The following is a 23624-nucleotide window of genomic DNA, read 5'->3' as shown; positions in this document are numbered from 1 at the left end:
AGCAAATATAAAATTATCCATTTATAGCGCGACCTTTTAATTAGGAATGTTCAAATTCCTTACAATCTCCAGCCGGCACCCTAATGCATAATGCAAGAGCTCACCTTATTTCTTGAGCTCAAGAAATAAATATTCAACTTTGTTAGCCACGTTTTAAGAAAAAAATGCGATTTTTGTCCGTTCAATTAGTAAAACAAGAATTAATTAAAACACGATAAAATGCAAACGGTAGTGAGCGGTATCCGGCCCACCGGAAACTTACATTTGGGAAATTATTTTGGAGCGGTAAAAAACTTTTTGCGTATGCAGAATGAATACAATTGCTATTTTTTTATTGCCGATTACCATTCATTGACCACCCATCCAACACCCGAAAACCTGCACAATAATGTTAAACAAGTGTTGGCCGAATACTTAGCCTGCGGACTGGATCCCGAACAGGCAACACTCTACATACAAAGCGATGTGCCTGCCGTTGCCGAGATGACTCTATTGTTGAGCATGAATGCATACCTGGGCGAGTTGGAACGCACCACTTCGTTCAAGGACAAAGCCCGACAACAGCCCGACAACGTAAATGCAGGACTACTCAACTACCCGGTACTGATGGCATGTGATATATTAATTCATGATGCCGATAAAGTGCCTGTAGGTAAAGATCAGGAGCAAAATCTGGAGATGACACGTAAGTTTGCCAACCGCTTTAACCACATGTATAAGCAGGAATATTTTAAAATACCTCAGCCGTTTAATTACGGTGATGCGTTAATAAAAATACCCGGCCTGGATGGTTCAGGTAAGATGGGGAAATCGGAAGGAAACGGTATTTATTTAGCAGATGAGCCAAAGGCTTTACGTAAAAAAGTAATGAGCGCTGTTACCGATAGCGGTCCAAGCGAACCCAACTCCCCCGTATCGGAGCCGGTGCAAAACTTATTTACCCTGATGGAAGTGGTCTCTTCACCCGATACGCTCCAGTATTTTAAGGACAAATATGCCAGTTGCGAAATTCGATATGGCGACTTAAAAAAACAATTGGCCGAAGACATCATCTTGTTTAATACACCGATAAGAGAAAAAATTGAGGATATAAAGGCCAATGCCAATTACTTGAATAAAGTAGTTAACATGGGGCGTGAGAAAGCCCAGGCAAGTGCCGAAAAAACCATTCGTGATATAAGAGAAATCATTGGCATAAAGCGGTTTTAATTAACCGCCTCGCCTTCTGAATAAGCAATCCGTGGTAGATGGTGTGTCGCATTGTGATCCGGCGCAAAAAAATACCGAGAATTGCTCCAGTCAAAAATTTGACAAAAAACAATCTCGGTATCAATCAACACAACACATCTTTAGCTTGGGTCATATGCAACTTTACTAGTTGCACCAAGCATATATCTAACCTGAATAACACCGAGAGTTATAATTTTGGGGACAAAATATACAACCCCCGGCATCAATCAACACAACACGTAATTACTGGTTGCTAAGGTAATGTTTATTGCAAAAATAGCAATACACAAAACGATGTTGTTGAAAAAAATACCGAAAGTTGTTCAAGTGGGGACAAGAATTAGCAACTTCCGGTATTGAATCAACACAACACTATCATGAAGCCATTAAAATATCTTGCGAAAATGGCTTGGGCTCATCACAAAAGAAGAACATGTGGTCTGCCTTTGCGAGCCTTAATGCTTTATATACTTGTACGTGAAGATTGAATAAACTTATCTGGCATTCATTCATCTCCGACAATCGTTGCGTTGCTACAAGAGCATCCACAATTTCCTTATTAATCATATCTACCCCCTCCAGGTCTATTAATACATTTGTGAAGGGTGTGGTCAGTTTGTAAATGAGTTCGTTTTTAAAATTAGATATATCTTCGCTGCTACAGCGATCGTTTTTGGTGAAGGAAATCAAAACGATATTACGGAGTGTTTTAATTTTAATCATAACTTGTGTGTTTGTGTTTGTATTCGTTTACCGCAATCCAATTGACATGCCAAAAATCGATTACTGCTGATTGTGTGAGCATTACAGATTACAACAAAACAAAAAATGCCAAAAAATGGAATCTGTTCCATATTTTGGAAGTGATTTTAGATGATTTTATCCAAAATGAAATAAAGTATTTCGTTTATAAATGGATTGTGGTACTTTTGCACAAAATCTATATAATATCAATATGCCTACTGATCAAGAATATAATGAAATACGACCGTATCGAGATAATGAGATACATGAAGTAATTAAAAAGCTGATAAAAGAGGAATCATTTATCGAGTTGCTTCAATTTCTTTTTCCACATACCCCCGTCAACGAATATGCTCAAAAGTTGCTTTCTATCCGCTCGGTAAAAGAATTTCAGATTGGTTTAATTTATCCTTACATAAAGGATATAATTAAAAATACAACGCAGGGAGTCAGCTGCGAAGGGCTCGACAAGTTAGATCCTGCCAAGAGCTATCTTTTTATTTCCAACCATAGGGATATTGTATTGGACTCGGCCTTTTTAAATATTTTGCTGCACGAGAACGGTCACGACACCTCCGAAATTGCTATTGGCGATAACTTGTTAATATATCCTTGGATAACCCAGTTGGTAAAGCTAAATAAGTCGTTTGTAGTACGACGAAACCTGCCGGCGCGCCAATTGCTGCAAAGCTCCATGTTGATGTCGAAATATATGCGGCACAATATTACCGAGCGAAAACAAAGTGTTTGGATAGCACAGCGCGAAGGACGCTCCAAGGATGGCGACGACAGAACACAAACCAGCCTTTTAAAAATGATTAATATGAGCGGCAATGGCAATTTTGTGGATAGTTTTAAAGAGATGTGCATCGTACCGCTTTCTATTTCGTACGAGTACGATCCCTGTGATTACCTGAAAGCGCATGAGTCCTTATTGAAAAAGGAAAATCCTGAATATAAAAAAACACCTGCCGACGACCTTAAGCACATGGCATTAGGAATTAAAGGGCGCAAGGGCAGGGTTCATTTTAGCGCAGGGAGTCCGATCAACGCGCAATTAGATGAACTAAAGGACTTGGATAGAAACGAGCAATTGACCAAGCTGGCCGAAATAATAGATGAGCAAATTCACAATAATTATAAGCTCTGGCCGGGTAACTTTATTGCCGCCGATAATGTAAACCAGAACACCAAATTTGCCCATAAATACACCGATGCAGATGTAAATCAGTTTAATAAATACATAAATGATCACATTGCACGCGTGGATGCCGATAAAACACTTCTTACTTCGATATTAATGAAGATGTACGCCAACCCGGTAAAGAATTTTTACAAGGAGTAAATTACGGTATTCCACCTGGTTTACGATGAATAGTCTACCATTCCACTTTTTGGAATCTCTTCATATTAATTAAATAAAAAGAGCTGTCCGGTTATATTAGACAGCTCTTTTTTTATTCCTGTTGACTCGGATTTCAACATCCGTACTATTCTATCTTCGCGCACAACACGGGCCCTTCCAACAGATAAGCAGATTATTTATTATTGTTTTTTAACTTTAAATAAAGTTCGTCCAGTTGCTCTTCGGCTACGGGCGATGGCGAATCAATCATTACATCGCGGCCGGCATTGTTTTTCGGAAATGCGATTACATCGCGTATGGAGTCGATACCGGCAAACAGTGAAGTAAGTCTGTCAAAACCTAATGCCACCCCACCATGCGGAGGAGCACCATACTTAAAAGCATTCATTAAAAAGCCAAACTGGCTTTCTGCTTCCTGTTCGGTAAAGCCCAACAACTTAAACATTTTATTTTGTAACTCGTCGTTGTGTATCCTGATGGAGCCACCGCCTATTTCTACACCGTTTATCACCAGGTCATAGGCGTTGGCCCTTACTTTGGCAGGGTCGGTTTTTAGCAAAGCCACATCTTCTTTTTTGGGTGAGGTAAAAGGATGATGCATGGCGTGGTAACGTCCCGTTTCCTCATCCCATTCCAATAACGGAAAATCAACTACCCATAAGGGTGCAAACTTGTTTTTATCTCTATACCCCAGCCGCTCGCCCATTTCCAGGCGAAGTTGGCAAAGTGCACTCTGCGTTTTGGCCTGGGGGCCTGCCAATATCAACAACAGGTCGCCCGGCTTAGCTTTAAATTTCTCGGCCCATTGCGCCAATGTTGCCGTATCAAAAAATTTATCAACCGAAGATTTAAATGTACCGTCGGAATTGTATTTCACGTACACCAAACCTTGTGCACCAATCTGCGGACGCCGAACAAAGTCAGTTAATTTATCCAGTTGCTTGCGCGTATATCCTGCACAACCATCGGCACATATTCCGGCTACATATTCGGCATTGTCAAACACCACAAATCCTGTATCGCCCAACATCTCTTTCATCTCAACAAACTTCATATCGAAACGGATGTCCGGCTTGTCCGAACCATAATATTTTAATGCCTCATCAAAGGGCATCTGCGGAAAGTCGAAATCAAATTCAACGTTTTTAATCACCTTAAACAAGTGCTTGGTCATACCCTCAAAAGTGGAGAGGACATCCTGCTGCTCTACAAAAGCCATCTCGCAGTCTATCTGTGTAAACTCAGGCTGACGATCGGCGCGCAAATCCTCGTCGCGAAAACATTTTACAATTTGAAAATACCTGTCGAAACCGGCTACCATCAGTAATTGTTTAAACACCTGTGGCGATTGAGGAAGCGCATAAAACTCGCCCACATTCATACGTGAGGGCACTATAAAATCACGTGCGCCCTCTGGTGTCGACTTTATCAGTACCGGTGTTTCAGTTTCAATAAAATTTTGCTGATTCAGGTAGTTACGCACTTCAAAACCCAGCTTGTGGCGTAGCTCCAGGTTACGGCGTACCGGGTTGCGACGCAAGTCCAGGTAACGGTATTTCATTCTCAGCTCGTCGCCACCGTCGGTTTCGTCCTCAATGGTAAAGGGGGGCAGCTCCGAGGGGTTCAGCAACACAATTTCATCTACCAGTATTTCCACGTCGCCGGTAGGCATCTTTGCATTTTTGTTGCTCCTTTCGGCCACATTACCCCTTACCTGAATCACATATTCGCGACCCAGCTGGCGTGCTTGTGCACTCAAATCCTTCCTCGATTCCACGTCGAGAACCAATTGGGTAATCCCATAACGATCGCGCAGGTCGATAAAAGTCATCCCCCCCAAATTGCGGATTTTTTGCACCCATCCGCTCAATTTTACATTTTTGTCTGTATCTGCAAGCCGTAGCTCACCACAAGTATGTGATCTGTACATTGTCTGATAAATTAAATAACCAAAGGTTTTATGTGCTGTACTGATATTTTACTATTTTCGTTACCATTTAAAGCTGTTAAATAGGTTTTAAAACAATATTTAACACAGTTAGTTGCATAGCTTAATGTATTGACCTGCGAAAATAGAAAGAAAATAAATAAAAGTACAGTTATTGACCCATATAAAGTAAAAAGATGACCAAAATCAATTTCTCCGACCAGTACTTCATGCAACAAGCTTTAAAAGAAGCACAAATGGCTGCCCAAAAAAATGAAATCCCCGTTGGAGCCGTAATCGTTTGCAACAAACAAATAATTGCGCGAGCACATAATCTCACCGAAACGTTAAACGATGTTACGGCGCATGCCGAAATGCTGGCTATAACGGCGGCGGCCGAAGCACTTGGAGGTAAATATCTGAACCATTGCACCCTCTATGTAACCCTGGAGCCCTGTGCCATGTGTGCGGGCGCCCTGGCTTGGTCGCAGATAAATCGTGTAGTTTTTGGCGCCAATGATCCGCATCGTGGCTTTTCAAAACACACACCGCCCATTGCTCACCCCAAAACCAAAATTACCTCGGGTATTTTACAAGAAGAATGTGCCCAAATAGTAAAAAGCTTTTTTAAAGATAAACGATAATACTTATTAGGGCGTTGCCCTCCCTGCGGCATTTATCCTAAATTACTACTACTGCTGTCGGGCCGGGCTTTTCGCTGCAAGTCCTCGCTAAATGTTCCCAAAAAATAAAAAACCCGCAACACCCTAAGGCCAATTTCTTTGTAAAGCATATAACGTTCCTGGCCGCTGCGGGCTTTCTGCTGCTATCCCTAACGCAGTTAAGTTCGCAATCTTTAGCTGCCTACCTGCCCCGGGCTCCAACCTCCTCTGCTCTTAGCTGCATTACCCAAGCCCTTTGCTACCGATTAAAATACATCTTTTTACTACCACAGCAGGCAAGCACCTGATGTAATTCTTTTTTTCTGTATCTTTGCGCAATATTTTAAAAACACACCTACTTTGAATTTTTCCGATTTAAACTTAAATACCGTCCTTCTTAATGCCTTGAACGAAATGGGGCTCACACAAGCCACTCCCATTCAGGAACAAGTTTTTCCCGTTGCCATGTCGGGTCGCGATGTGGTGGGCATTGCACAAACGGGTACCGGAAAAACCTTATCGTATGCATTGCCTTTATTGCGGAATTTAAAGTTCAGCACACAAAAACATCCCCGTATTTTGGTATTGGTACCTACCCGTGAATTGGTGGAACAGGTGGCCAACGAGTTTAAAAAGCTGACGGAATATATGAACGTGCGCATTGTGGGCATATATGGCGGAACCAACATTAACACCCAAAAACAAATGGTGTATGAAGGTTTAGATGTACTGGTGTCTACCCCGGGCAGACTGATAGACTTAACTTTAACAGGAGTATTACGACTCAAATCCATTCAGAAACTGGTAGTGGACGAGGTGGATGAGATGCTAAACCTGGGCTTTAAGCCACAGCTCCGGCGTATTGTGGATATGCTGCCCCAAAAAAGGCAAAACCTGATGTTTTCGGCTACTTTAACCTATGATGTAGAAGAGGTAATCAAAGATTATTTTTATAATCCGGTTAAAATTGAAGTGGCCGCTTCGGGTACACCCCTTGATCTTATCTTTCAATCGGCCTACCGGGTGCCTAATTTTTATACCAAAATAAACCTGTTACTTTATCTCTTAAATATCCAAAAAAACATGGATAAAGTACTGGTGTTTGTTAAAAGCAGGGCGTTGGCCGATATAGTTTATAAGCAGCTACAGAATGTTGTGGGTGATGAGGTAGGCGTAATACACTCCAACAAATCGCAGAACTTTAGGTTTAGAATGGTGGAGGAATTTGCACAAGGCAGCCTGCGCTTACTAATAGCCACAGATCTTATTTCGCGTGGATTAGACATTCTGAATGTTAGCCATGTAATTAACTTTGATATGCCCACCGAAGCCGAAGCCTATATGCACCGCATAGGACGCACCGGTAGAGCCGAAGCCGAGGGGAATGCCTTATCCTTTGTAGAAGAAAGTGACATGGAAATGTGGCACGATATTTTAAACATGATGGGAACAAAGATCGCCCTGGATCCTTTACCTCCGGAAGTAGAAGTATCGGATTTGCAACTGGAGAGTGAAACGACTGAGATGCCGGGCAAAACATTAATTAAAGCCCCTAAGATAGATGCTACAAAGGGTTCGGCCTTTCATGAGAAGAAAGAAAAAAATAAAAAGGTAAACCTGGGTGGTTCATACCACAGAACAGTAGCTGCAAAATACAAGAAACCAAAAACAAAAGGGCAGAAAAGAAAATAAACCTTTTGCCTTTTTTATCGTAATAAGCTCTTGCACCATATGGACGGCAAGTGGTTTAATTTAATAGCAACATTGCTTTTACATACATGCAGCAACACTTTCATAAATAAATACTTGTTGCACTTTCCGCCATAAAGTAACAGAAACAATACAATGAAATTACAAAGTGAAAAAGAACGTCTGAACGCATGTTCAGAGGGAATATCGGAATGGAAAAAATGGGGCCCTTATTTGAGCGAACGCCAATGGGGCACCGTGCGCGAAGATGATGGGAGAATGGATAGTCCCTGGTTGTCTTTTACTCACGACCAGGCTCGTTCGCGGGTATACAGATATGGCGAAGATGGCATTGCCGGTATCAGCGACGATAAACAACAGCTATGCTTTGCCTTGTCGCTATGGAATAAAAAGGATAAAATACTGAAGGAGCGTCTTTTTGGCCTTTCAAGCCCAAAGGGGAATCATGGGGAGGATGTAAAAGAATACTATTTTTATTTGGATTCATCGCCGACGCACTCTTACATGAAATATTTGTACAAATATCCTTTAAACGAATTCCCATACGATGATTTGGTTGATACCAATGCAGCCAGAACCGTTAAGGATTTTGAATATGAACTTTTAGATACCGGCGTATTTGAAAATAGCCACTATTTGGATGTATATATAGAGTATGCCAAAAAATCGTGTAATAATATATTAATAAAAATTACGGCATTTAATCGGAGTACCGAGGACGCCAACGTGGTTTTACTGCCTACCCTATGGTTCCGTAATACCTGGTGGAATTATAAAAGCACCGAGCCAATCATTAAATTATTGGACGATAACGCAATAATTGCAACCAGCGATGGTATAGGTAGCTATGTGCTTAGCTCGGAACTATCGCCCCTGTGGCTTTTTACCAATAACGAAACCAATAACGAGCGTATTTACAACAGCCCAAACAAAACACCTTATGTAAAAGATGGCCTTAACGATTTTATTGTCAATAATAACAACGAAGCCGTAAACCCTGAAAACAGAGGCACCAAGGCTGGAGCCATGTACGATGTAAATATCCCGGCCGGCGAGAGCATCGAAATTAAAATGGTGCTCAAATCGGGTAAAAATCCAAAACATGTGTTCGATAAATTCGATCAAATAGTGGAGACCCGAATAAATGAAACCGAAGCATTTTATCAGAACATCTATCCGTCCGACAGCTCCATAGACGAAAAAAGGGTTCTGCGACAAGCGCTGGCAGGCATGCTCTGGAACAAACAGTATTACGAGTTTGATGTTTCGGAATGGCTCGACGAATACCAGGGCGGCCCGCGTCGAATACTTCGCAACAACGATTGGGAGCACCTTAAAAATAATGATATCATTAGTATGCCCGATAAATGGGAATATCCGTGGTATGCCGTTTGGGATCTGGCTTTTCATACCCTGCCACTTACCATGGTAGATCCCGACTTTGCTAAAAACCAGCTTACCCTGTTTTTACAAGATAACTATCAGCATCCTAATGGTCAGATCCCCGCTTACGAGTGGAGTTTTAACGATGTAAACCCTCCGGTACATGCTTTTGGCGTAATTACCTTGTACAAAAATATGAAACAAGCCAAAGGGCTTATCGATAAGGAATTTTTGAAAACCTGTTTTGATGGACTCGACCGTAATTTTAAATGGTGGGTAAACCACAAAGATCCTCGTTTTAAAAGTGCTTTTCAGGGTGGTTTTTTGGGTCTCGACAACATTGGTGTTTTCGACCGCAGCCATACCTTGCCAACAGGCGGACACATAGAGCAGTCCGACGGTAATGCATGGATGGCCCTTTATGCTCAAAATATGCTGGAGATATGCCTTGAGTTGGTGCATCTGGGCTATGAAGAGTATGAAGACAAATCGGTTCAATACTACAATCATTTTCTGGAGATTGCCTCTGCCATGGACAAAATTGGCGATAGCGAAGACGAAATGTGGGATGAGGAAGACCAGTTTTTTTACGATGTGCTGCGATTCCCTGATGGAAGTGCCCAGCGGCTCAAGGTGCGCTCGCTGGTAGGCTTATTACCTATGTGTGCCGTTACGGTGCTGGAGCCCGAACGCCAGGAGATGATACCTACCTTAGCGGCTCATCACAAATACATGGTAACACGTACTAAAAGACTATCCAAAAATATTGCCGATCCGCAGCGCAAGGGAAAAAATGGGCGCAGACTTTTAGGGGTGGTCAATGAGAGCAAGCTAAGAAGCATACTTAAAGTAATGCTCGACGAAGAGGAATTTCTAAGTGATTACGGCATCCGCTCGCTCTCAAAATACCACGAAAAAAACCCCTATGTTTTTACCTGGAATAAGGAAGAGTTCACGGTTAAATATGTACCTGGCGAGTCTGACAATACCATGTTTGGTGGCAACTCTAACTGGCGCGGCCCCATCTGGTTCCCGGCCAACAGCATTATTATTAGAGCACTTTATCAACAATATGCCTTTTATGGCGACGATTTAAAGGTAGAATGCCCAACAGGCTCTGGCAATATGATGAACTTAATTGAAGTGGCACAGGAAATAATAAAGCGTCTGGAGAATATATTTTTAGAAGACGAAGACGGTTATCGCCCTGTTTATGGATGGTACAAGGAGTTTCAGAAAGATGAGCATTGGGAAAACAACTTGTTGTTTTACGAGTATTTCCATGGCGACAATGGTGCCGGCATAGGTGCAAGCCACCAAACCGGATGGACCGGAATGATTGCCTATTTAATGGTAATGTTTAGGACTACCGATTTTGATAAATTATTGGAAAAACCCCATTGGGATCATGAAGTAACCATTAAACCGGAAAGTGAAGAAAACACCTGACCCCGGATGGAGCTAAGCATCAGGATATAACTATTTTATTTTTTTTACGTATAAAATACGTAAATTGATATATTGTACAAAACAAATATAATCAGATGAAGCGAATATTGGTTCCTATTGATTTTTCCGAAAGTGCTATGAATGCCTTAAAGCATGGTATAGCCATAGCAAATAAATTGGATAGCGATTTACGTATCATACATGTCAATACCAAAATGTCGGCGCAAGTGTACTTGCAAAAAAATGCCGGTTTATTGGTTTCGGAAAATGCAGAAGAATGGCTGAGTGATATTGTATACAATTGCAAAAAGGACTACAGGGTGCCGGGTGGAACCATAGACTATAAAGTGAGAGAAGGGAACGTATTCAAGGAAATTAGCAATCAGGCCAAGTACGACGACACCACCTTAATTGTAATGGGAACACACGGCGCTTCGGGCTTCGAGGATAAATATATCGGCAGCAATGCTTACCGTTTGGTAAGTGCATCGCCCGCACCCGTGCTAGCAATACGACCCGAGCGGGTATGGAGAGGGATAAATAAAATAGTATTGCCCATAAGCAACCGGAAAGCGAGTCGGCAAAAAGTTCCTGCAGTTGTGGGATTGGCTAAACTGTTTGATGCAAAAATATTTGTCGTTGGCGTTAAGGAAAAAGGGTATAACCTGTTGAATAGTCGCGTAAATGTGTATGTACGACAAACGGTTAAGTTTATCGAAAAAAACACAAAGCTGAGCGTAGAGTCGAAGATATTGAAACAGGGAGACAGGGCCATGGTACTATTAAACTTTGCCAGCAGTATAGATGCAGATGTTTTAGCAACCGGAATACATCACTCCGGCAATCCTTTCGATAATTTGATTAAACCCTTTGCCAATCAGATCATTAACCAATCAGACTGCCCTGTACTTGCCATACCAACAAAAGAAATGCTATCTTTGAGCACTAATTATTAGCTAAAGATATGTTTAAAATCGTTTTTACCGTTGTACTATGTTTATTCTTTGGGGTGGCCACGTCGCAGGAAAATGCAGGTCTTACTTTTTTTAACGATCTGCAAAGTCAAAGCCCCGGTGGTGGAAACCTTACCATTGTTCAGGATACGGGCATTGCCAACCTGGTAGGTATGCATATCAACGCCAACAACAGAAGCAAGTTAATAGACGGTTTCCGGATACAACTCTATTTAGGATCTAATAACAATGCCAAAAAAGAAGCCACGCAAGTAAAAGCCCACCTGCTAAGCTTGTTTCCCGACGAAAGGCCTTATGTTGTTTACGAAGCGCCTTTTTGGAGGGTGCAAGTAGGCGATTTTAGAAGCAAGAACGAAGCATTCCCGCTCTACAAAAAGCTAAAAAGTGAGTTCCCGGCCTGCTACCCCGTACCCGTCAACAATATTCCTTTGTCCAATTTAAAGTGAAATAACGGCACTCACGAACCCGATAGCGGGATAAAACGAGCTGACAAATCCGGTTCTTCCATATCTTTATCGAGCGGAAACATGGGTCTGTTAATGCGCTCATACCCCAGTCGTTCCAAATCCTGATCCACACCTCCCGGTGTTGAGGCCATGAGCCAATCGCCACGCATATTATACAGCTCAGGCACCAGGTAGCCTATTTTAACCATAACAATAGCTGAATTTTCGGGATCGAGATCCAAATCGGTAAAATCGACCAAACGATGGTAGGGCTTCCGCTTTTGAGTAACAATAACATGTAAGCTCCCGGTTTTTACCACCACTTCGGTTATGGCATTTCTATCGCCCTGTTTTATGGCAGTTACCACACCCGATAATTCTATGGGTGGCGAAAAACGATCGTCTACCATAGCACCCACATTGGCTTTAACCTTTGCGCCTACCCCCAGCTTTACCGCTTGCTCAATCAATTCGGGACCTGGAATGGAGGCATATATCAAGGTGGGTCCGTCTGCTCTTTTAAACTCTTTACGCTTTAAAATTTCGTTTAGTGTCCAGGTAACATCACCTGCTCCGCCTGCTGTAGGGTTATCGCCCATATCGCTGATTACAAAAGGTTTTTTAGCACTTGCAATGGCTCTGTCGAGACACTCGTCTAAGTCGGCCACCGGCGCTACAAAATCAAACTCTTTTCTCACGTTCCAAAAGGTATGAGCCAATTCTTCGGCTGCCTCTTCTACTTTTCCCTTATCGTCGCCCACGGCCATAACTACCGCATGGTTCCGTGGCTCATCGGCCCAGGCATACCCCACCCATATGGCAGCATCCACCACACCTTTTTGATTGGCCAGGGGTTCCACTTTGGCATAAAGGCTTTTCCCCGGCTCTATGCGTGTACTGGTTTTTTCACCGGGTAATAAAATAGGCACGGGAATCCAGGCTTTATAGGCCGGTTTTCCTAATCCGTTCTCTAAGCGGTACAATAAATTATCCACCGCTCTTTTTTTCGATTCCATAGCATCCTCGTGCGGAGCCAGCCTGTAACAAGTCATTAAATCTGTGTTTTGAGCCAATCGTTTGGATACGTTGCCATGCAAATCCATACAGGTAGAAATAACTGTTTCATAACCCACCACTTCTCTTATTCGCACTATAAAATCTCCTTCGGGATCGTCCAATCCCACCACGCTCATCGCACCGTGAATATCTAAAAACAATCCATCGTAAGGTAAATCCGCTTTAAGCAAATTCAGGGTTTTGCTTACCAATGACTCATAGGTTTCGCGGGTTACTATTCCGCCGGGAATGGCCTTGGCACGAAGCGTAGGAACCCAATCGGCTCGGTTTCGGTTTAGAGAATCAGCAGCAAAAAACGGATAAAAGGAAAAGACCTCCTCTTGAATGTCCGTATGAAAATCTTCCTCGTGGGTTTGAGCCGGCGAAAAAGTACTCGACTCAATAGCAATTCCGGCTATGGCTACTTTGGGAAGTTCGCGCTGCTTTTTATTTGTACAGGCCCAAAGTAAAACCACCATAGCAACAAGACTTAACAAATATTTTTTCATAGTGCTGTAATTTATTGTAATTGATGCAGGTATAACTATAAAACAAAAACACGGAGCGGTATAAAATACACGGATGTAAACAACACAATTTTTTAGCTGCCACATTCTTTACGCTTTCCTGTTGTTTAAATTCGTTAAAATTAAGCAAAATCCATTCTATTCCAATCAGAATATTGCATTTCAACCGGTATTGTCTTCTTCTGCTATTATTTACTCCTGAAGCTTTTTATTATATTTGCAGTTATATTTATAGGTAAAAACCAACGGTTGTATGGTAAATCCCTCGCTGTTCTATTGATGAATTTGATGAGTAAGACAGGAAAAAATCAGGCTTATTAAAGCAAGGTGCAACACGAATGAAGAATAGTAATTGAGAGTAAACGTTATTAAACATCTAACGATAATTATATGAAACGAACATGCAAATTCGATCATTTAATACACCTAAAGAGAAATGATTAAATTTCCCGAGAGTTCCATATAATCCATAAAAGAAAATAAAATCATATGAAAGCATTTGTATTTCCGGGTCAAGGTGCCCAATTTGTTGGTATGGGCAAGGATCTGTACGAAAAATCAGAAGAAGCTAAAGCGCTATTTGAAAAAGCAAACGAAATTTTAGGCTTCCGGATTACCGACCTTATGTTTGAAGGTAGCGATGAAGACCTAAAACAAACCAAAGTTACCCAACCCGCCATTTTTCTACACTCCGTTTTATTGGCTAAAACTATGGGAGATGCCTTTAAACCCGAAATGGTGGCCGGGCACTCCTTAGGGGAGTTTAGCGCCTTGGTGGCTGCGGGAGCCATGTCGTTTGAGGACGGATTAAAACTGGTTTCGCAACGCGCCCTGGCTATGCAAAAAGCATGCGAAGCAGAGCCGTCAACCATGGCCGCCATCGTTGGACTGGAGGATGCCATTGTAGAAGAGGTTTGCGAAAGTATTGACGAGGTAGTAGTTGCCGCTAATTACAACTGTCCCGGACAGTTGGTTATCTCAGGCTCTTTTGCCGGTATAGACAAGGCCTGCGAACTGCTCACCGAAAAAGGAGCGAAGCGAGCCATCAAACTCCCCGTGGGCGGCGCTTTCCACTCGCCACTGATGGAGCCTGCCCGCGAAGAGCTGGCCGCAGCAATTCAAGCCACCGAAATCAGCAACCCCGTTTGCCCCGTATATCAAAACGTGAGTGCCCAACCCTTTACCGAGCCTGCTCAAATTAAAGAAAACCTGGTGGCACAGTTAACGGCGCCCGTCCGTTGGACACAAACCGTACAAAACATGATAGCCGATGGCGCTACCTCATTTACCGAAGTAGGCCCCGGAAAAGTTTTGCAGGGACTGGTGAAAAAAGTAGACCGAAGCATGCAGGTAGCGGGTGTGAGTGCTCTGCAATAGAAATTGAAATATGAGCATACTCACTGTTATTTAAAAAATGTATGCCAGAAGACTTCTATTTTTAAATCGCAACACAATTACCCCGCATTCCCTGGTGGAGGCTTATCACCATTAAGGGCTTTTAGGTACTGCTATTAGGGACTTAGAACGTGTTGGCAGACATACTGACACCTGTTTATTTAAAAACGAATAAATCTGAAATAATCCGAAGATGCACTAGCGTCTTCGGATTTTTTTTTACCCATCCTTAAGTATGTTTATCCCTAAAAAAAGCGTCTTGCTATATTATATTTTCGCTTTGGACAAAATCCTCGAACACCAAACCCACCGTACCGTATAGTCAATTGTTTCAAATTCGTAATTATTTCTACGAATTCGCAATTATTCATTAAACTGTTCTTAGGAATCAAACAGGCAAAACTACAATATGAAAGTAACTGCGTATGGCCGCATTATTGTTATTAGTGCTTCCAATTCTGAGATTTTAAAAAAAGGTTTTGGTATTTGTTTGTACAATAAAAAATATGTAAGAATTTTAATGCCTGCCAAGATATTTCTGTATTTTTCCCTATTAATCTCATCCAAATTATCCAATATACGAACCGTTAAACTACAAAGCTTTTTTTGTTTAAGCTTACTTTGTTGTGCACTCCATTTTAGCGATATAAGGGCGCAAGTGAAAAACGAAACTGTACAAACAAAGCTTTCGAACAAACAAACACACATTCAAAGAGCCTACGCACTTCTTAATACCAGTAAGGCGTACCGAGCATCATGCGAATACAACAAGGCGCTCGAATATGGCTTTGAAGCGCTGGCCGAGATTGAAAAAACCAATGATAAGCCCAAAATTGCAGAATCGCTTAACTACATCGGCATCCTTCAGCGACAACTGAATAAATACGACCAGGCTTTGCAGTACTACCAACAGGCCAGAAACTTAAACGAAGAATCAAAAAACAAACAAGGGTGTGTAAAAAATTTAAACAATATCGGTATCGCTTATCGGCACTTAAAACAATACGACAAAGCGCTGGATTATTACCTGCAAGCGGTGCAATTAAAAAACGAAATAGGCGATAAATCCGGACTCTCCAAAACATTGAACAACATAGGCATCTTGTTTCGAAAATTAGGAGACCATAACAAATCGCTACAGTACCTTGAACAGTCATTAAAATTAAAGGAAGAATATAACGACACGATTAGCACAGCAAAAACGTTGAACAACATTGGTATTGTTTATAAAGATTTAAACCAGCACCAAAAAGCCCTTGATTATTTATTGCAGTCGCTACAATTTAAAGAAGAACTTAACAATACGATTGGAATAGCCGTAACTTATAACAACATAGGTTCTGTTTATGGTAGCCTGGAGCAACACACGAAGGCACTGGAGTATTACCAAAAATCCTTGAGCCTTAGAAAAAAATCATGCCATCCAAAAGATATTGCTCTGTTGTACAATAACATCGGAGGCACGCTCATTCAGTTGGGTAACTATGCCAAAGCCCGCTTGCACCTTGATTGGGCGAGGGACATAGCCAAAGAACTGAATAACATAGAACTCATTACGGAAAATTATCAGCACTCCTCAGAACTTTACACACTCGAAAGAAATTACGAAAAAGCATATCGCGATTACATGCTCCTTTCGCTATTGAAGGACAGCATGCAAAGTTTGCAAAATAAACAGAACGTAAAACATATTGAAGCCCAATACAATTTCAGTAAAAAGGAAGAGGAACTGAAATATTTGGAGGAGCAAAGGATTTTTGCTATTAAGATGACTGCCTTATTAATTTTGCTGGCAGTTTTTATGACTTCAATTGTTATTTATATTGCATACCGGTTAAAAAATAAAAATAATCTATTATTAAAACATAAAAACAGCGAATTAGAGCAGCAAAAAACTGCGTTAAAAGAGAGCCAGTTGCGATATAGGCAACTGGTAGAAAATGCGGGTGAGGTTATACTCGTGGAACAGGGTGGGCTTTGTAAATATGTGAACAAGCGCATTACAGCTACTTTGGGTTATCAGCCGGATCAATTGACCGGCACATCTATATACAAAATTGTACACCCCGAAGATAAGCCATTATTGAAAGCAAGTCTTAAGCATATTTCAAAAAATGAAAAAGCCCCTGTAGTACTCACTTTTAGGGCGCTTAACAAAGCGCTTGAGTTTAAATGGATAGAAATAAATACGGTACGGTTTATTTGGGAAGGTAAGCCGGCAAGTCTTAGCTTTCTGGAGGATATAACAGAACGAAAGCTGCAAGAAGAAGCCCTTAGTAAAGCCAAGAAAAAGGCCGAAGAAAGCGACCGTTTAAAAACAGCATTCCTGGCCAATATGAGCCACGAGATACGTACACCCATGAACGCCATCCTGGGCTTTACCGATTTACTGAAGCAATCGCAACCCAATGAGAAGGAAAGGGAAGCATACATTAACATTATCGACCACGGCGGACAACTCTTGCTAAGCATTATCAACGACATTATTGATATCTCAAAAATTGAGTCAGGGCAGATGACGGTGCGCAATACAATGGTTAACCTAAGCCAGCAGGTACGGTTGACCCACAAACTATTACAGCACGAGGCATACAAAAAAAATTTGCGGTTCGAAATAAGTATCGACCAAGAAACAGAATGCTATACCGATCAGGAAAAAATACAGGCCATACTAACCAATTTGGTAAAAAACGCCATTAAATTTACCCATTCAGGACATGTGAAATTTGGCTTTGAAACAAAAGGCGATAATATCAGGTTTTTTGTTGAGGACAGCGGATTGGGGATAAAAAAAGACAGACAACCCTACATCTTCGAACGATTTGTACAGGCCGAACAGGCATTCCCCCAAGAGGGCACCGGACTGGGTCTGGCCATTTCAAAAGCTTTTGTTGAAATGTTAAACGGTAATATTTGGTTAGAGTCGGAACCCGGAAAGGGCAGTACTTTTTATTTTACGATCCCTGCTTTTCCCCAATAAGAATTTAAAGCTAATACGCAGTTATCTTTAAAACGTCGCTGACTTTCCGTGTGATTTATATGTTCAAGCAAATCCCTGACTCATTGGGGCACTTTGGTATAATCTTATACCAACTATAAGCCAATACAGCCCCCTTTGCGAAACTGTTCTTTTAAAGCATCCTCTATTAGCTACCTTACTTTTTCTGCTTAAACAACCACTTTAAAAAATGGGGTTCAGCAAAAGCCGGATCCCAGCTATTGTGATTAGCCTCCGGATAAAGGGTATATTTTGTTTTCGCATTCCATTTTTTGTGTTCTTCGTATATTTGGCGCGAATACAAGGGCGGCACCACATCATCTTTAGCACCATGAAAAAACCAAATGGGAACATGCTGATAGGCAGAAACCAATTGGGGATCATGGCCACCACATATAACATTGGCAGCAGCATATTTCTCAGGCCATCGATACAAAAAGTCCAGTGCACCAATCCCTCCCATAGATAAGCCCATAATATAAACCCTGCGCGTATCTATCTTACCCGAAGCTAACCATTCATCTACCAACTCATTCACCAAAAAGGCAGGCAGGGTGGGTTGCTGTCCAAGGGGGAATTCGAATTCCCAATCCCCTGTGGGTGACTTTTCCTTTTTCCGGTGCGTCCACATCACCTTTGGCGGACATTGTGGAAAAAGTACAACGGCAGGATACTTTTTTCTAAGCTCCTCTTTCAAAAATAGTGCTGATCCATGGGTGAGCTGCTTTTGATTATCGGTACCTCGCTCACCGGATCCATGAAGAAACAATACCAGGGGATATTTTTTCCCGGATTTCATCTTTTGAGGATAGAGAATATTATACTTTAATGTAGCTCCATCCTTAACAAATTCCTTTTTTATAAAGGCATCTGAATTTTGTGCATTTAAAACGCCCATCATCGTAAACATGATTGAACTTAGGATTATGGTCAGTGTTCTCATTATAATTATTTGATTAAAAATTACTCGATACAATTACATCTCGGTTTAAATCGACTGCTTAAATATAAGCAATACTGATGTATCACATGTATTTTTTGACATTCCTTTTTTATCTTGTGCTAAAATTTTATACTATGTTTTCAATAAATACTTATACCAAACGCCGCCATCGTTTAAAATCTAAATTAAATACCGGCATCGCCCTTTTTATGGGCAATGTAGATGCCAGTATGAATTATACAAACAACACCTACCATTTTAGACAGGACAGTACTTTTTTGTATTTCTTCGGATTGGATTATCCGGGCCTGGCCGGACTTATCGACTTTGAAAGTGGCGAAGAAATATTGTTTGGGGACGACTTTACCATAGATGATATTATATGGATGGGTCCTCAGCCTACCTTAAAACAAAATGCGGCCAAGGCAGGCATTTCGCAAACCCACCCTTTTGCCAAGCTGAAAGATATCATCGGTAAGGCGCTGTTGCAAGGGCGTAAAATTCATTTCACCCCGCCCTACAGAGGAAAAAATATCATTGTACTCAGTGAGCTCTTAAATATTCTGCCGGCACAGGTAAAAAATCAAGCCTCGCTCCCATTGATAAATGCCTGTATTGCCTTGCGATCCATAAAGGAACCCTGCGAAATAGAAGAAATGGAACGCCACATGCAAACGGCCTACCGCATGCATACCACTGCGATGAAAATGGCACAACCCGGAATTACAGAGCAGGAAATAACCGGTATAGTTGAAGGCATATCCATGTCGGGAGGTGGGATGGTTTCCTTCCCTGTTATCTGTTCGGTGCGTGGCGAAACCCTGCATAACCATTATCATGGTAATACCCTAAAGCTAGGCGACCTGTTATTACTGGATGCAGGCAGCGAATCGCCGCTCCATTATGCCACGGACCATACCCGCACCTCACCCGTGGGGGGAATGTTTACGCAAAAACAAAAAGAAATTTATCAGATCGTATTCGATGCCAACAACAAGGCACTGGCAGCGAGTCGACCCGGCATTACGTATAAAGAGGTGCATTTGTTGGCAGCGCGTACCATTGCATCCGGACTTAAAGACCTGGGCTTGATGAGGGGCGATGTGGACGAAGCGGTTGCTGCCGGTGCACATGCCTTATTTATGCCGCATGGCCTAGGTCATATGATTGGCCTGGACGTACACGACATGGAAGATTATGGCGACACGCTGGTGGGCTACGACGAGGAAACGCCGCGCAGTACGCAGTTTGGCCTGGCAGCTTTACGCCTGGGGCGCAGGCTAGAACCTAACTTTGTAGTGACCAACGAACCGGGTATTTATTTTATACCGGCTTTAATTGATCAATGGAAAGCCAAAGGAAAACATACCGCCTATATCAACTACGATAAACTGGAATCGTATAAAACATTTGGAGGGATAAGGTTAGAAGATGACATCTTAATTACCGAAACGGGAAACAGAATTCTGGGTGAGCGTATTCCCATTAATCCCGAAGATGTAGAGCATATGGTAAAATCAGGAGCTTGAGTTTAAACTGCCCTATTTATAAAATTTATGAGTAGGGCAGCATAAGTTTAAGCCTCAAAAAAGTGTCTGCAATCATAAGCGGTGCTGCGCTTCTGTCAGTGAAAAATGGATGAATTTTTCAGGTAAAAAAGGTCATCCCTCACTTTTGTGTTTATTTTTCCTAAGCTATTCCCATAAATTTGCCTAATTTGCTACCTTGGCCACCATAAAACGCAGTTTAAAATGGGAAACGAAAAAGAGCAAACATTAAGTCAGGTTTATAAGCGGAAGAAAAGCGACCAGGATATTTTCCCGGAGCTGATGGAGTATAAAGCAAAAGAGGTGTTGCTGATTGCCAACCATTACGATGCTTATTCCATCGTACGCGAAGGCCGGTTTTTCGACCGTATTTATGGCGAATTTTTGCAACTTAACCTATTTACGGCACCACGCATCACTTCGGCATCAAATGGCGATGAAGCTATGGAGCTCATGGAAAAAAGGCATTTTGACATGGTAATTCTGATGGCGGGGCTGGATAAAAAAACACCCGTGGCCATTAGCAAAAAAATAAAACAAAAAGTGCCTAAGATGCCCTTGCTCGCTATGGTAAACAACAACAGCGATCTTCGGTTTTTCGACGAGTCAGGGCCCAACGTAAAATATATAGACAAAGTATTTGTGTGGAACGGCGATTCCAAGGTGTTTTTAGCGATGATAAAATACGTTGAAGATAAAATGAACGCCGACAAGGACACCAAAATAGGTGATGTAAGAATTATACTTTTAGTTGAAGATTCGCAAAAATATTACACCCGTTATCTGCCCTTGCTGTACTCCATCATAATGAAACAGACCCAGGCAGTATTAGCCGAGGAAGGATACGACCAGCTGCACAAAATTCTTAAAATGCGGGCTCGCCCTAAGGTGTTACTGGTAAGCAACTATGAGGATGCCATAGAAATAGTAGAAAAATACCGCGAATATCTGATATGTGTTATCTCAGATGTTAAATACAACCGCAATGGAGTCCCCGATGAAGATGCCGGTGTGGATCTTATACGCTATGTAAAATCTAAAACCAGCCTGCCCGCGCTGTTACAATCTTCGGATCCTTGCAATGCCGAGAGAGCCAAAGCTATTGGTGCCGATTTTATCGACAAAAATTCTGAATCCTTATCGCAGGACATCTACGACTTTATTCATGTTAAATTGGGCTTTGGCAACTTTGTATTTAAAAACTCCAGGGGGATGACCGTTTCGGTAGCTCGCAACCTAAAAGAATTTAACGAGTGCATAAAAACCGTATCAGCGGAGTCGCTATTATACCATGCCAAACGAAACGGCATAAGCACCTGGCTGATGGCTCGTGGCGAAATAAACATGGCTAAACGGCTACGCCCTTATAAGATTGAAGATTTTGACAGTTCCAATAAATTACGGCAGGCTATTCTGCGCGTATTTGAGCAAGTGAAATTAAAAAGGCTGCGCGGACGCGTGGTATTATTTGAATCTTCCTTGATCAACAGTAATCGTTATATTACCCGCATTGGCGAAGGCAGCTTTGGTGGCAAAGGCCGGGGACTCGCCTTTTTATGCCATTTTGTGGAGAACATCGACTTTAAAAAAATATTACCTGACCTGGCCATACGCATACCCACCACCGCCATCGTAGGTGCCGATGAATTCAGCGAATTTATTGAACGAAACAACTTATACCGCCAAATTTATGTAGAGCAAAAGTACGACAGCGTGCGAGAGCTTTTTATTAGGGCTACCTTTACCGATAAACTTAAAAACAAACTCCGCAAATATGTTTCGGTCATCAACGAGCCATTGGCCGTGCGTTCCTCCGGTCTCTTCGAGGACTCCCTGCTCCAACCTTTTGCAGGGGTATACGAAACCTTTATGCTTCCGAACAACCACCCCGATATTGAGGTTCGTCTGGAACACCTTATTACAGCTATAAAACTTGTTTACGCCTCTATCTTCAGACCATCGGCAAGGGCTTATTTTGAGGCCGTTAACTACAAAATAGAAGAAGAAAAAATGGCGGTTATCATCCAAAAAATTGTGGGCGAGACAGCGCATAACCGGTTTTATCCACACATAAGCGGTATTGCGCAAAGCTATAACTACTATCCTTTTTCGTACATGAAACCCGAAGATGGTTTTGCCGTTTTGGGCGTGGGACTCGGTAAATATGTGGTAGGTGGCGAAAAGGCATGGCGTTTCTGTCCTAAATTTCCTAACCTTGAGCTCAACTCCATACAAGATCAGGTAAAAGATTCCCAGTCCTACTTCTATGCCCTCGACCTGGAAGTAAACGAATACGATATAAAAAAGCTGAACGAAGATTCTTTTATACGCAAACTACCCATGAAAGAAGCAGAAGAGGACGGCAACCTGCGTTACTGCGCCTCTGTTTACGATTATAATTACGATCGCATCACCAACAACCTGGATGCCAAGGGACCACGCATCGTCAATTTTGCCAATATATTAAAATACGACTATATCCCTTTATCCAAAAGCCTGGAACTGCTGCTAAAGTTTTTTAAAGAAGCCATGGGTGCCCCCGTTGAAATTGAATTTGCCGTAGACTTAAACCCCGAAAATCATCTACCTACATTGTATCTACTCCAGATTAAACCCCTGATAAGATTAGAAAACAATGCAAAAATTGACTTCACTAAGGTAGATACAGCTAAAGTTATATTGGCATCGGAAAAAGGTATGGGTAACGGCCGGATAGAACACATCAAGGATGTTATTTTTATGGCTCCTGAAAAGTTTAACCGAATACAAACCAATGAGATGGCTTCGGAAATAGCGCTCCTAAACAAAAAAATGGAACAGGATAGTAAGGAGTATTTACTTATTGGTCCCGGCAGATGGGGAACACGCGACAAATATACCGGGATACCCGTGTTATGGTCACAAATTTCGTATGCTAAGGTGATTGTTGAAATGGGATTGCAGGATTTTCCGCTGGAGGCCTCCCTGGGATCGCACTTTTTTCATAATGTAACTTCAATGAATGTGGGCTACTTTTCGATCCACCACAACCAAACCGACGAATACGTAAACTTTGAGGTGCTCAAAAAGCAACGTATCGTGGGGCAAACTGCCCACTTTACGCATGTAGAGTTTGAAGAACCCTTACAAATACTTATGGACGGCGAAAAACAAAAGGCAATGGTGAGTTGGCTATAGCTTAACAGGCATTACTTCCGCCTCCTGAGCACTTCTTGTATTCCACGATACAAGGTAGAGCAAAGCTAATTCGGAAAGCCGGCAAAAATC

General features: G+C 41.9%; 15 protein-coding genes. 11 read left to right on the top strand and 4 right to left on the bottom strand.

Features of this window, described 5'->3' with window-relative positions; genetic code table 11:
- Positions 1 to 219 precede the first annotated feature (219 nt).
- Positions 220 to 1209, top strand: a complete 990-nt coding sequence (trpS, locus tag FN809_RS14695) for a tryptophan--tRNA ligase (protein WP_142534294.1) — start codon at positions 220 to 222, stop codon at positions 1207 to 1209.
- Positions 1210 to 1605: 396 nt separating this feature from the next.
- On the opposite strand, the gene FN809_RS14690 is transcribed toward trpS, so the two are convergent.
- Positions 1606 to 1953: an STAS domain-containing protein gene (locus tag FN809_RS14690; protein WP_142534293.1), complete on the bottom strand. Its 348-nt coding sequence runs from the start codon at positions 1951 to 1953 to the stop codon at positions 1606 to 1608.
- 232 nt (positions 1954 to 2185) lie between these two features.
- Here FN809_RS14690 and FN809_RS14685 point away from each other — a divergent pair, with 232 nt between their 5' ends.
- Positions 2186 to 3319, top strand: coding sequence for a 1-acyl-sn-glycerol-3-phosphate acyltransferase (locus FN809_RS14685; RefSeq protein ID WP_142534292.1), 1134 nt, complete (start codon positions 2186 to 2188; stop codon positions 3317 to 3319).
- A gap of 193 nt (positions 3320 to 3512) precedes the next feature.
- On the opposite strand, the gene aspS is transcribed toward FN809_RS14685, so the two are convergent.
- Positions 3513 to 5270, bottom strand: coding sequence for an aspartate--tRNA ligase (gene aspS, locus FN809_RS14680; RefSeq protein ID WP_142534291.1), 1758 nt, complete (start codon positions 5268 to 5270; stop codon positions 3513 to 3515).
- Positions 5271 to 5464: 194 nt separating this feature from the next.
- On the opposite strand from aspS, the gene FN809_RS14675 reads away from it, so the two are divergent.
- From FN809_RS14675 to FN809_RS14655, 5 genes are all read left to right on the top strand, one after another.
- Positions 5465 to 5911 carry a nucleoside deaminase gene (locus tag FN809_RS14675; RefSeq protein WP_142534290.1) on the top strand — a complete coding sequence of 149 codons (447 nt, stop codon included), beginning with the start codon at positions 5465 to 5467 and terminating at the stop codon, positions 5909 to 5911.
- 378 nt (positions 5912 to 6289) lie between these two features.
- Positions 6290 to 7621: a DEAD/DEAH box helicase gene (locus FN809_RS14670; protein WP_142534289.1), complete on the top strand. Its 1332-nt coding sequence runs from the start codon at positions 6290 to 6292 to the stop codon at positions 7619 to 7621.
- Positions 7622 to 7774: 153 nt separating this feature from the next.
- Positions 7775 to 10471 carry an MGH1-like glycoside hydrolase domain-containing protein gene (locus FN809_RS14665; protein WP_142534288.1) on the top strand — a complete coding sequence of 899 codons (2697 nt, stop codon included), beginning with the start codon at positions 7775 to 7777 and terminating at the stop codon, positions 10469 to 10471.
- A gap of 95 nt (positions 10472 to 10566) precedes the next feature.
- Complete coding sequence (locus tag FN809_RS14660; protein ID WP_142534287.1) at positions 10567 to 11427, top strand: universal stress protein; 861 nt, start codon at positions 10567 to 10569, stop codon at positions 11425 to 11427.
- A gap of 8 nt (positions 11428 to 11435) precedes the next feature.
- On the top strand, positions 11436 to 11891 hold the full coding sequence (locus FN809_RS14655) for an SPOR domain-containing protein (protein ID WP_142534286.1): 456 nt from the start codon (positions 11436 to 11438) through the stop codon (positions 11889 to 11891).
- Positions 11892 to 11902: 11 nt separating this feature from the next.
- Here FN809_RS14655 and FN809_RS14650 read toward each other — a convergent pair whose 3' ends face one another.
- Positions 11903 to 13456 (bottom strand): M81 family metallopeptidase, encoded by a 1554-nt coding sequence (locus FN809_RS14650; protein WP_142534285.1) that lies wholly within the window; start codon positions 13454 to 13456, stop codon positions 11903 to 11905.
- A gap of 507 nt (positions 13457 to 13963) precedes the next feature.
- On the opposite strand from FN809_RS14650, the gene fabD reads away from it, so the two are divergent.
- Positions 13964 to 14851: an ACP S-malonyltransferase gene (gene fabD, locus FN809_RS14645; RefSeq protein ID WP_142534284.1), complete on the top strand. Its 888-nt coding sequence runs from the start codon at positions 13964 to 13966 to the stop codon at positions 14849 to 14851.
- Positions 14852 to 15527: 676 nt separating this feature from the next.
- A complete protein-coding gene (locus FN809_RS14640; RefSeq protein ID WP_185957573.1) occupies positions 15528 to 17849 on the top strand; it encodes a tetratricopeptide repeat protein in 2322 nt (773 codons plus the stop codon).
- Positions 17850 to 18024: 175 nt separating this feature from the next.
- On the opposite strand, the gene FN809_RS14635 is transcribed toward FN809_RS14640, so the two are convergent.
- Entirely contained in the window at positions 18025 to 18810 is a 786-nt protein-coding gene (locus FN809_RS14635) for a carboxylesterase family protein (protein WP_142534282.1), read from the bottom strand.
- Between the two features lie 134 nt (positions 18811 to 18944).
- On the opposite strand from FN809_RS14635, the gene FN809_RS14630 reads away from it, so the two are divergent.
- On the top strand, positions 18945 to 20339 hold the full coding sequence (locus FN809_RS14630; RefSeq protein ID WP_142534281.1) for an aminopeptidase P family protein: 1395 nt from the start codon (positions 18945 to 18947) through the stop codon (positions 20337 to 20339).
- Between the two features lie 222 nt (positions 20340 to 20561).
- The gene (locus tag FN809_RS14625) at positions 20562 to 23534 is read left to right on the top strand and encodes a PEP/pyruvate-binding domain-containing protein (protein WP_142534280.1); all 2973 of its coding nucleotides are present in this window, start codon (positions 20562 to 20564) and stop codon (positions 23532 to 23534) included.
- Positions 23535 to 23624: the final 90 nt, after the last annotated feature.

The organism is Saccharicrinis carchari (assembly GCF_900182605.1).
Taxonomy (GTDB): Bacteria; Bacteroidota; Bacteroidia; order Bacteroidales; family Marinilabiliaceae; genus Saccharicrinis; species Saccharicrinis carchari.
The sequence above is the reverse complement of the archived record's forward strand: the minus strand, read 5'-3'. Positions and strand labels throughout refer to the sequence as shown.

What these genes read in the sequence shown, in the direction of transcription:
- trpS (WP_142534294.1), top strand. Translation starts at nt 220, where the DNA reads ATGCAAACGGTAGTGAGCGGTATCCGGCCCACCGGAAACTTACATTTG.
- FN809_RS14690 (WP_142534293.1), bottom strand. Translation starts at nt 1,953, where the DNA reads ATGATTAAAATTAAAACACTCCGTAATATCGTTTTGATTTCCTTCACC.
- FN809_RS14685 (WP_142534292.1), top strand. Translation starts at nt 2,186, where the DNA reads ATGCCTACTGATCAAGAATATAATGAAATACGACCGTATCGAGATAAT.
- aspS (WP_142534291.1), bottom strand. Translation starts at nt 5,270, where the DNA reads ATGTACAGATCACATACTTGTGGTGAGCTACGGCTTGCAGATACAGAC.
- FN809_RS14675 (WP_142534290.1), top strand. Translation starts at nt 5,465, where the DNA reads ATGACCAAAATCAATTTCTCCGACCAGTACTTCATGCAACAAGCTTTA.
- FN809_RS14665 (WP_142534288.1), top strand. Translation starts at nt 7,775, where the DNA reads ATGAAATTACAAAGTGAAAAAGAACGTCTGAACGCATGTTCAGAGGGA.
- FN809_RS14660 (WP_142534287.1), top strand. Translation starts at nt 10,567, where the DNA reads ATGAAGCGAATATTGGTTCCTATTGATTTTTCCGAAAGTGCTATGAAT.
- FN809_RS14655 (WP_142534286.1), top strand. Translation starts at nt 11,436, where the DNA reads ATGTTTAAAATCGTTTTTACCGTTGTACTATGTTTATTCTTTGGGGTG.
- FN809_RS14650 (WP_142534285.1), bottom strand. Translation starts at nt 13,456, where the DNA reads ATGAAAAAATATTTGTTAAGTCTTGTTGCTATGGTGGTTTTACTTTGG.
- fabD (WP_142534284.1), top strand. Translation starts at nt 13,964, where the DNA reads ATGAAAGCATTTGTATTTCCGGGTCAAGGTGCCCAATTTGTTGGTATG.
- FN809_RS14635 (WP_142534282.1), bottom strand. Translation starts at nt 18,810, where the DNA reads ATGAGAACACTGACCATAATCCTAAGTTCAATCATGTTTACGATGATG.
- FN809_RS14630 (WP_142534281.1), top strand. Translation starts at nt 18,945, where the DNA reads ATGTTTTCAATAAATACTTATACCAAACGCCGCCATCGTTTAAAATCT.
- FN809_RS14625 (WP_142534280.1), top strand. Translation starts at nt 20,562, where the DNA reads ATGGGAAACGAAAAAGAGCAAACATTAAGTCAGGTTTATAAGCGGAAG.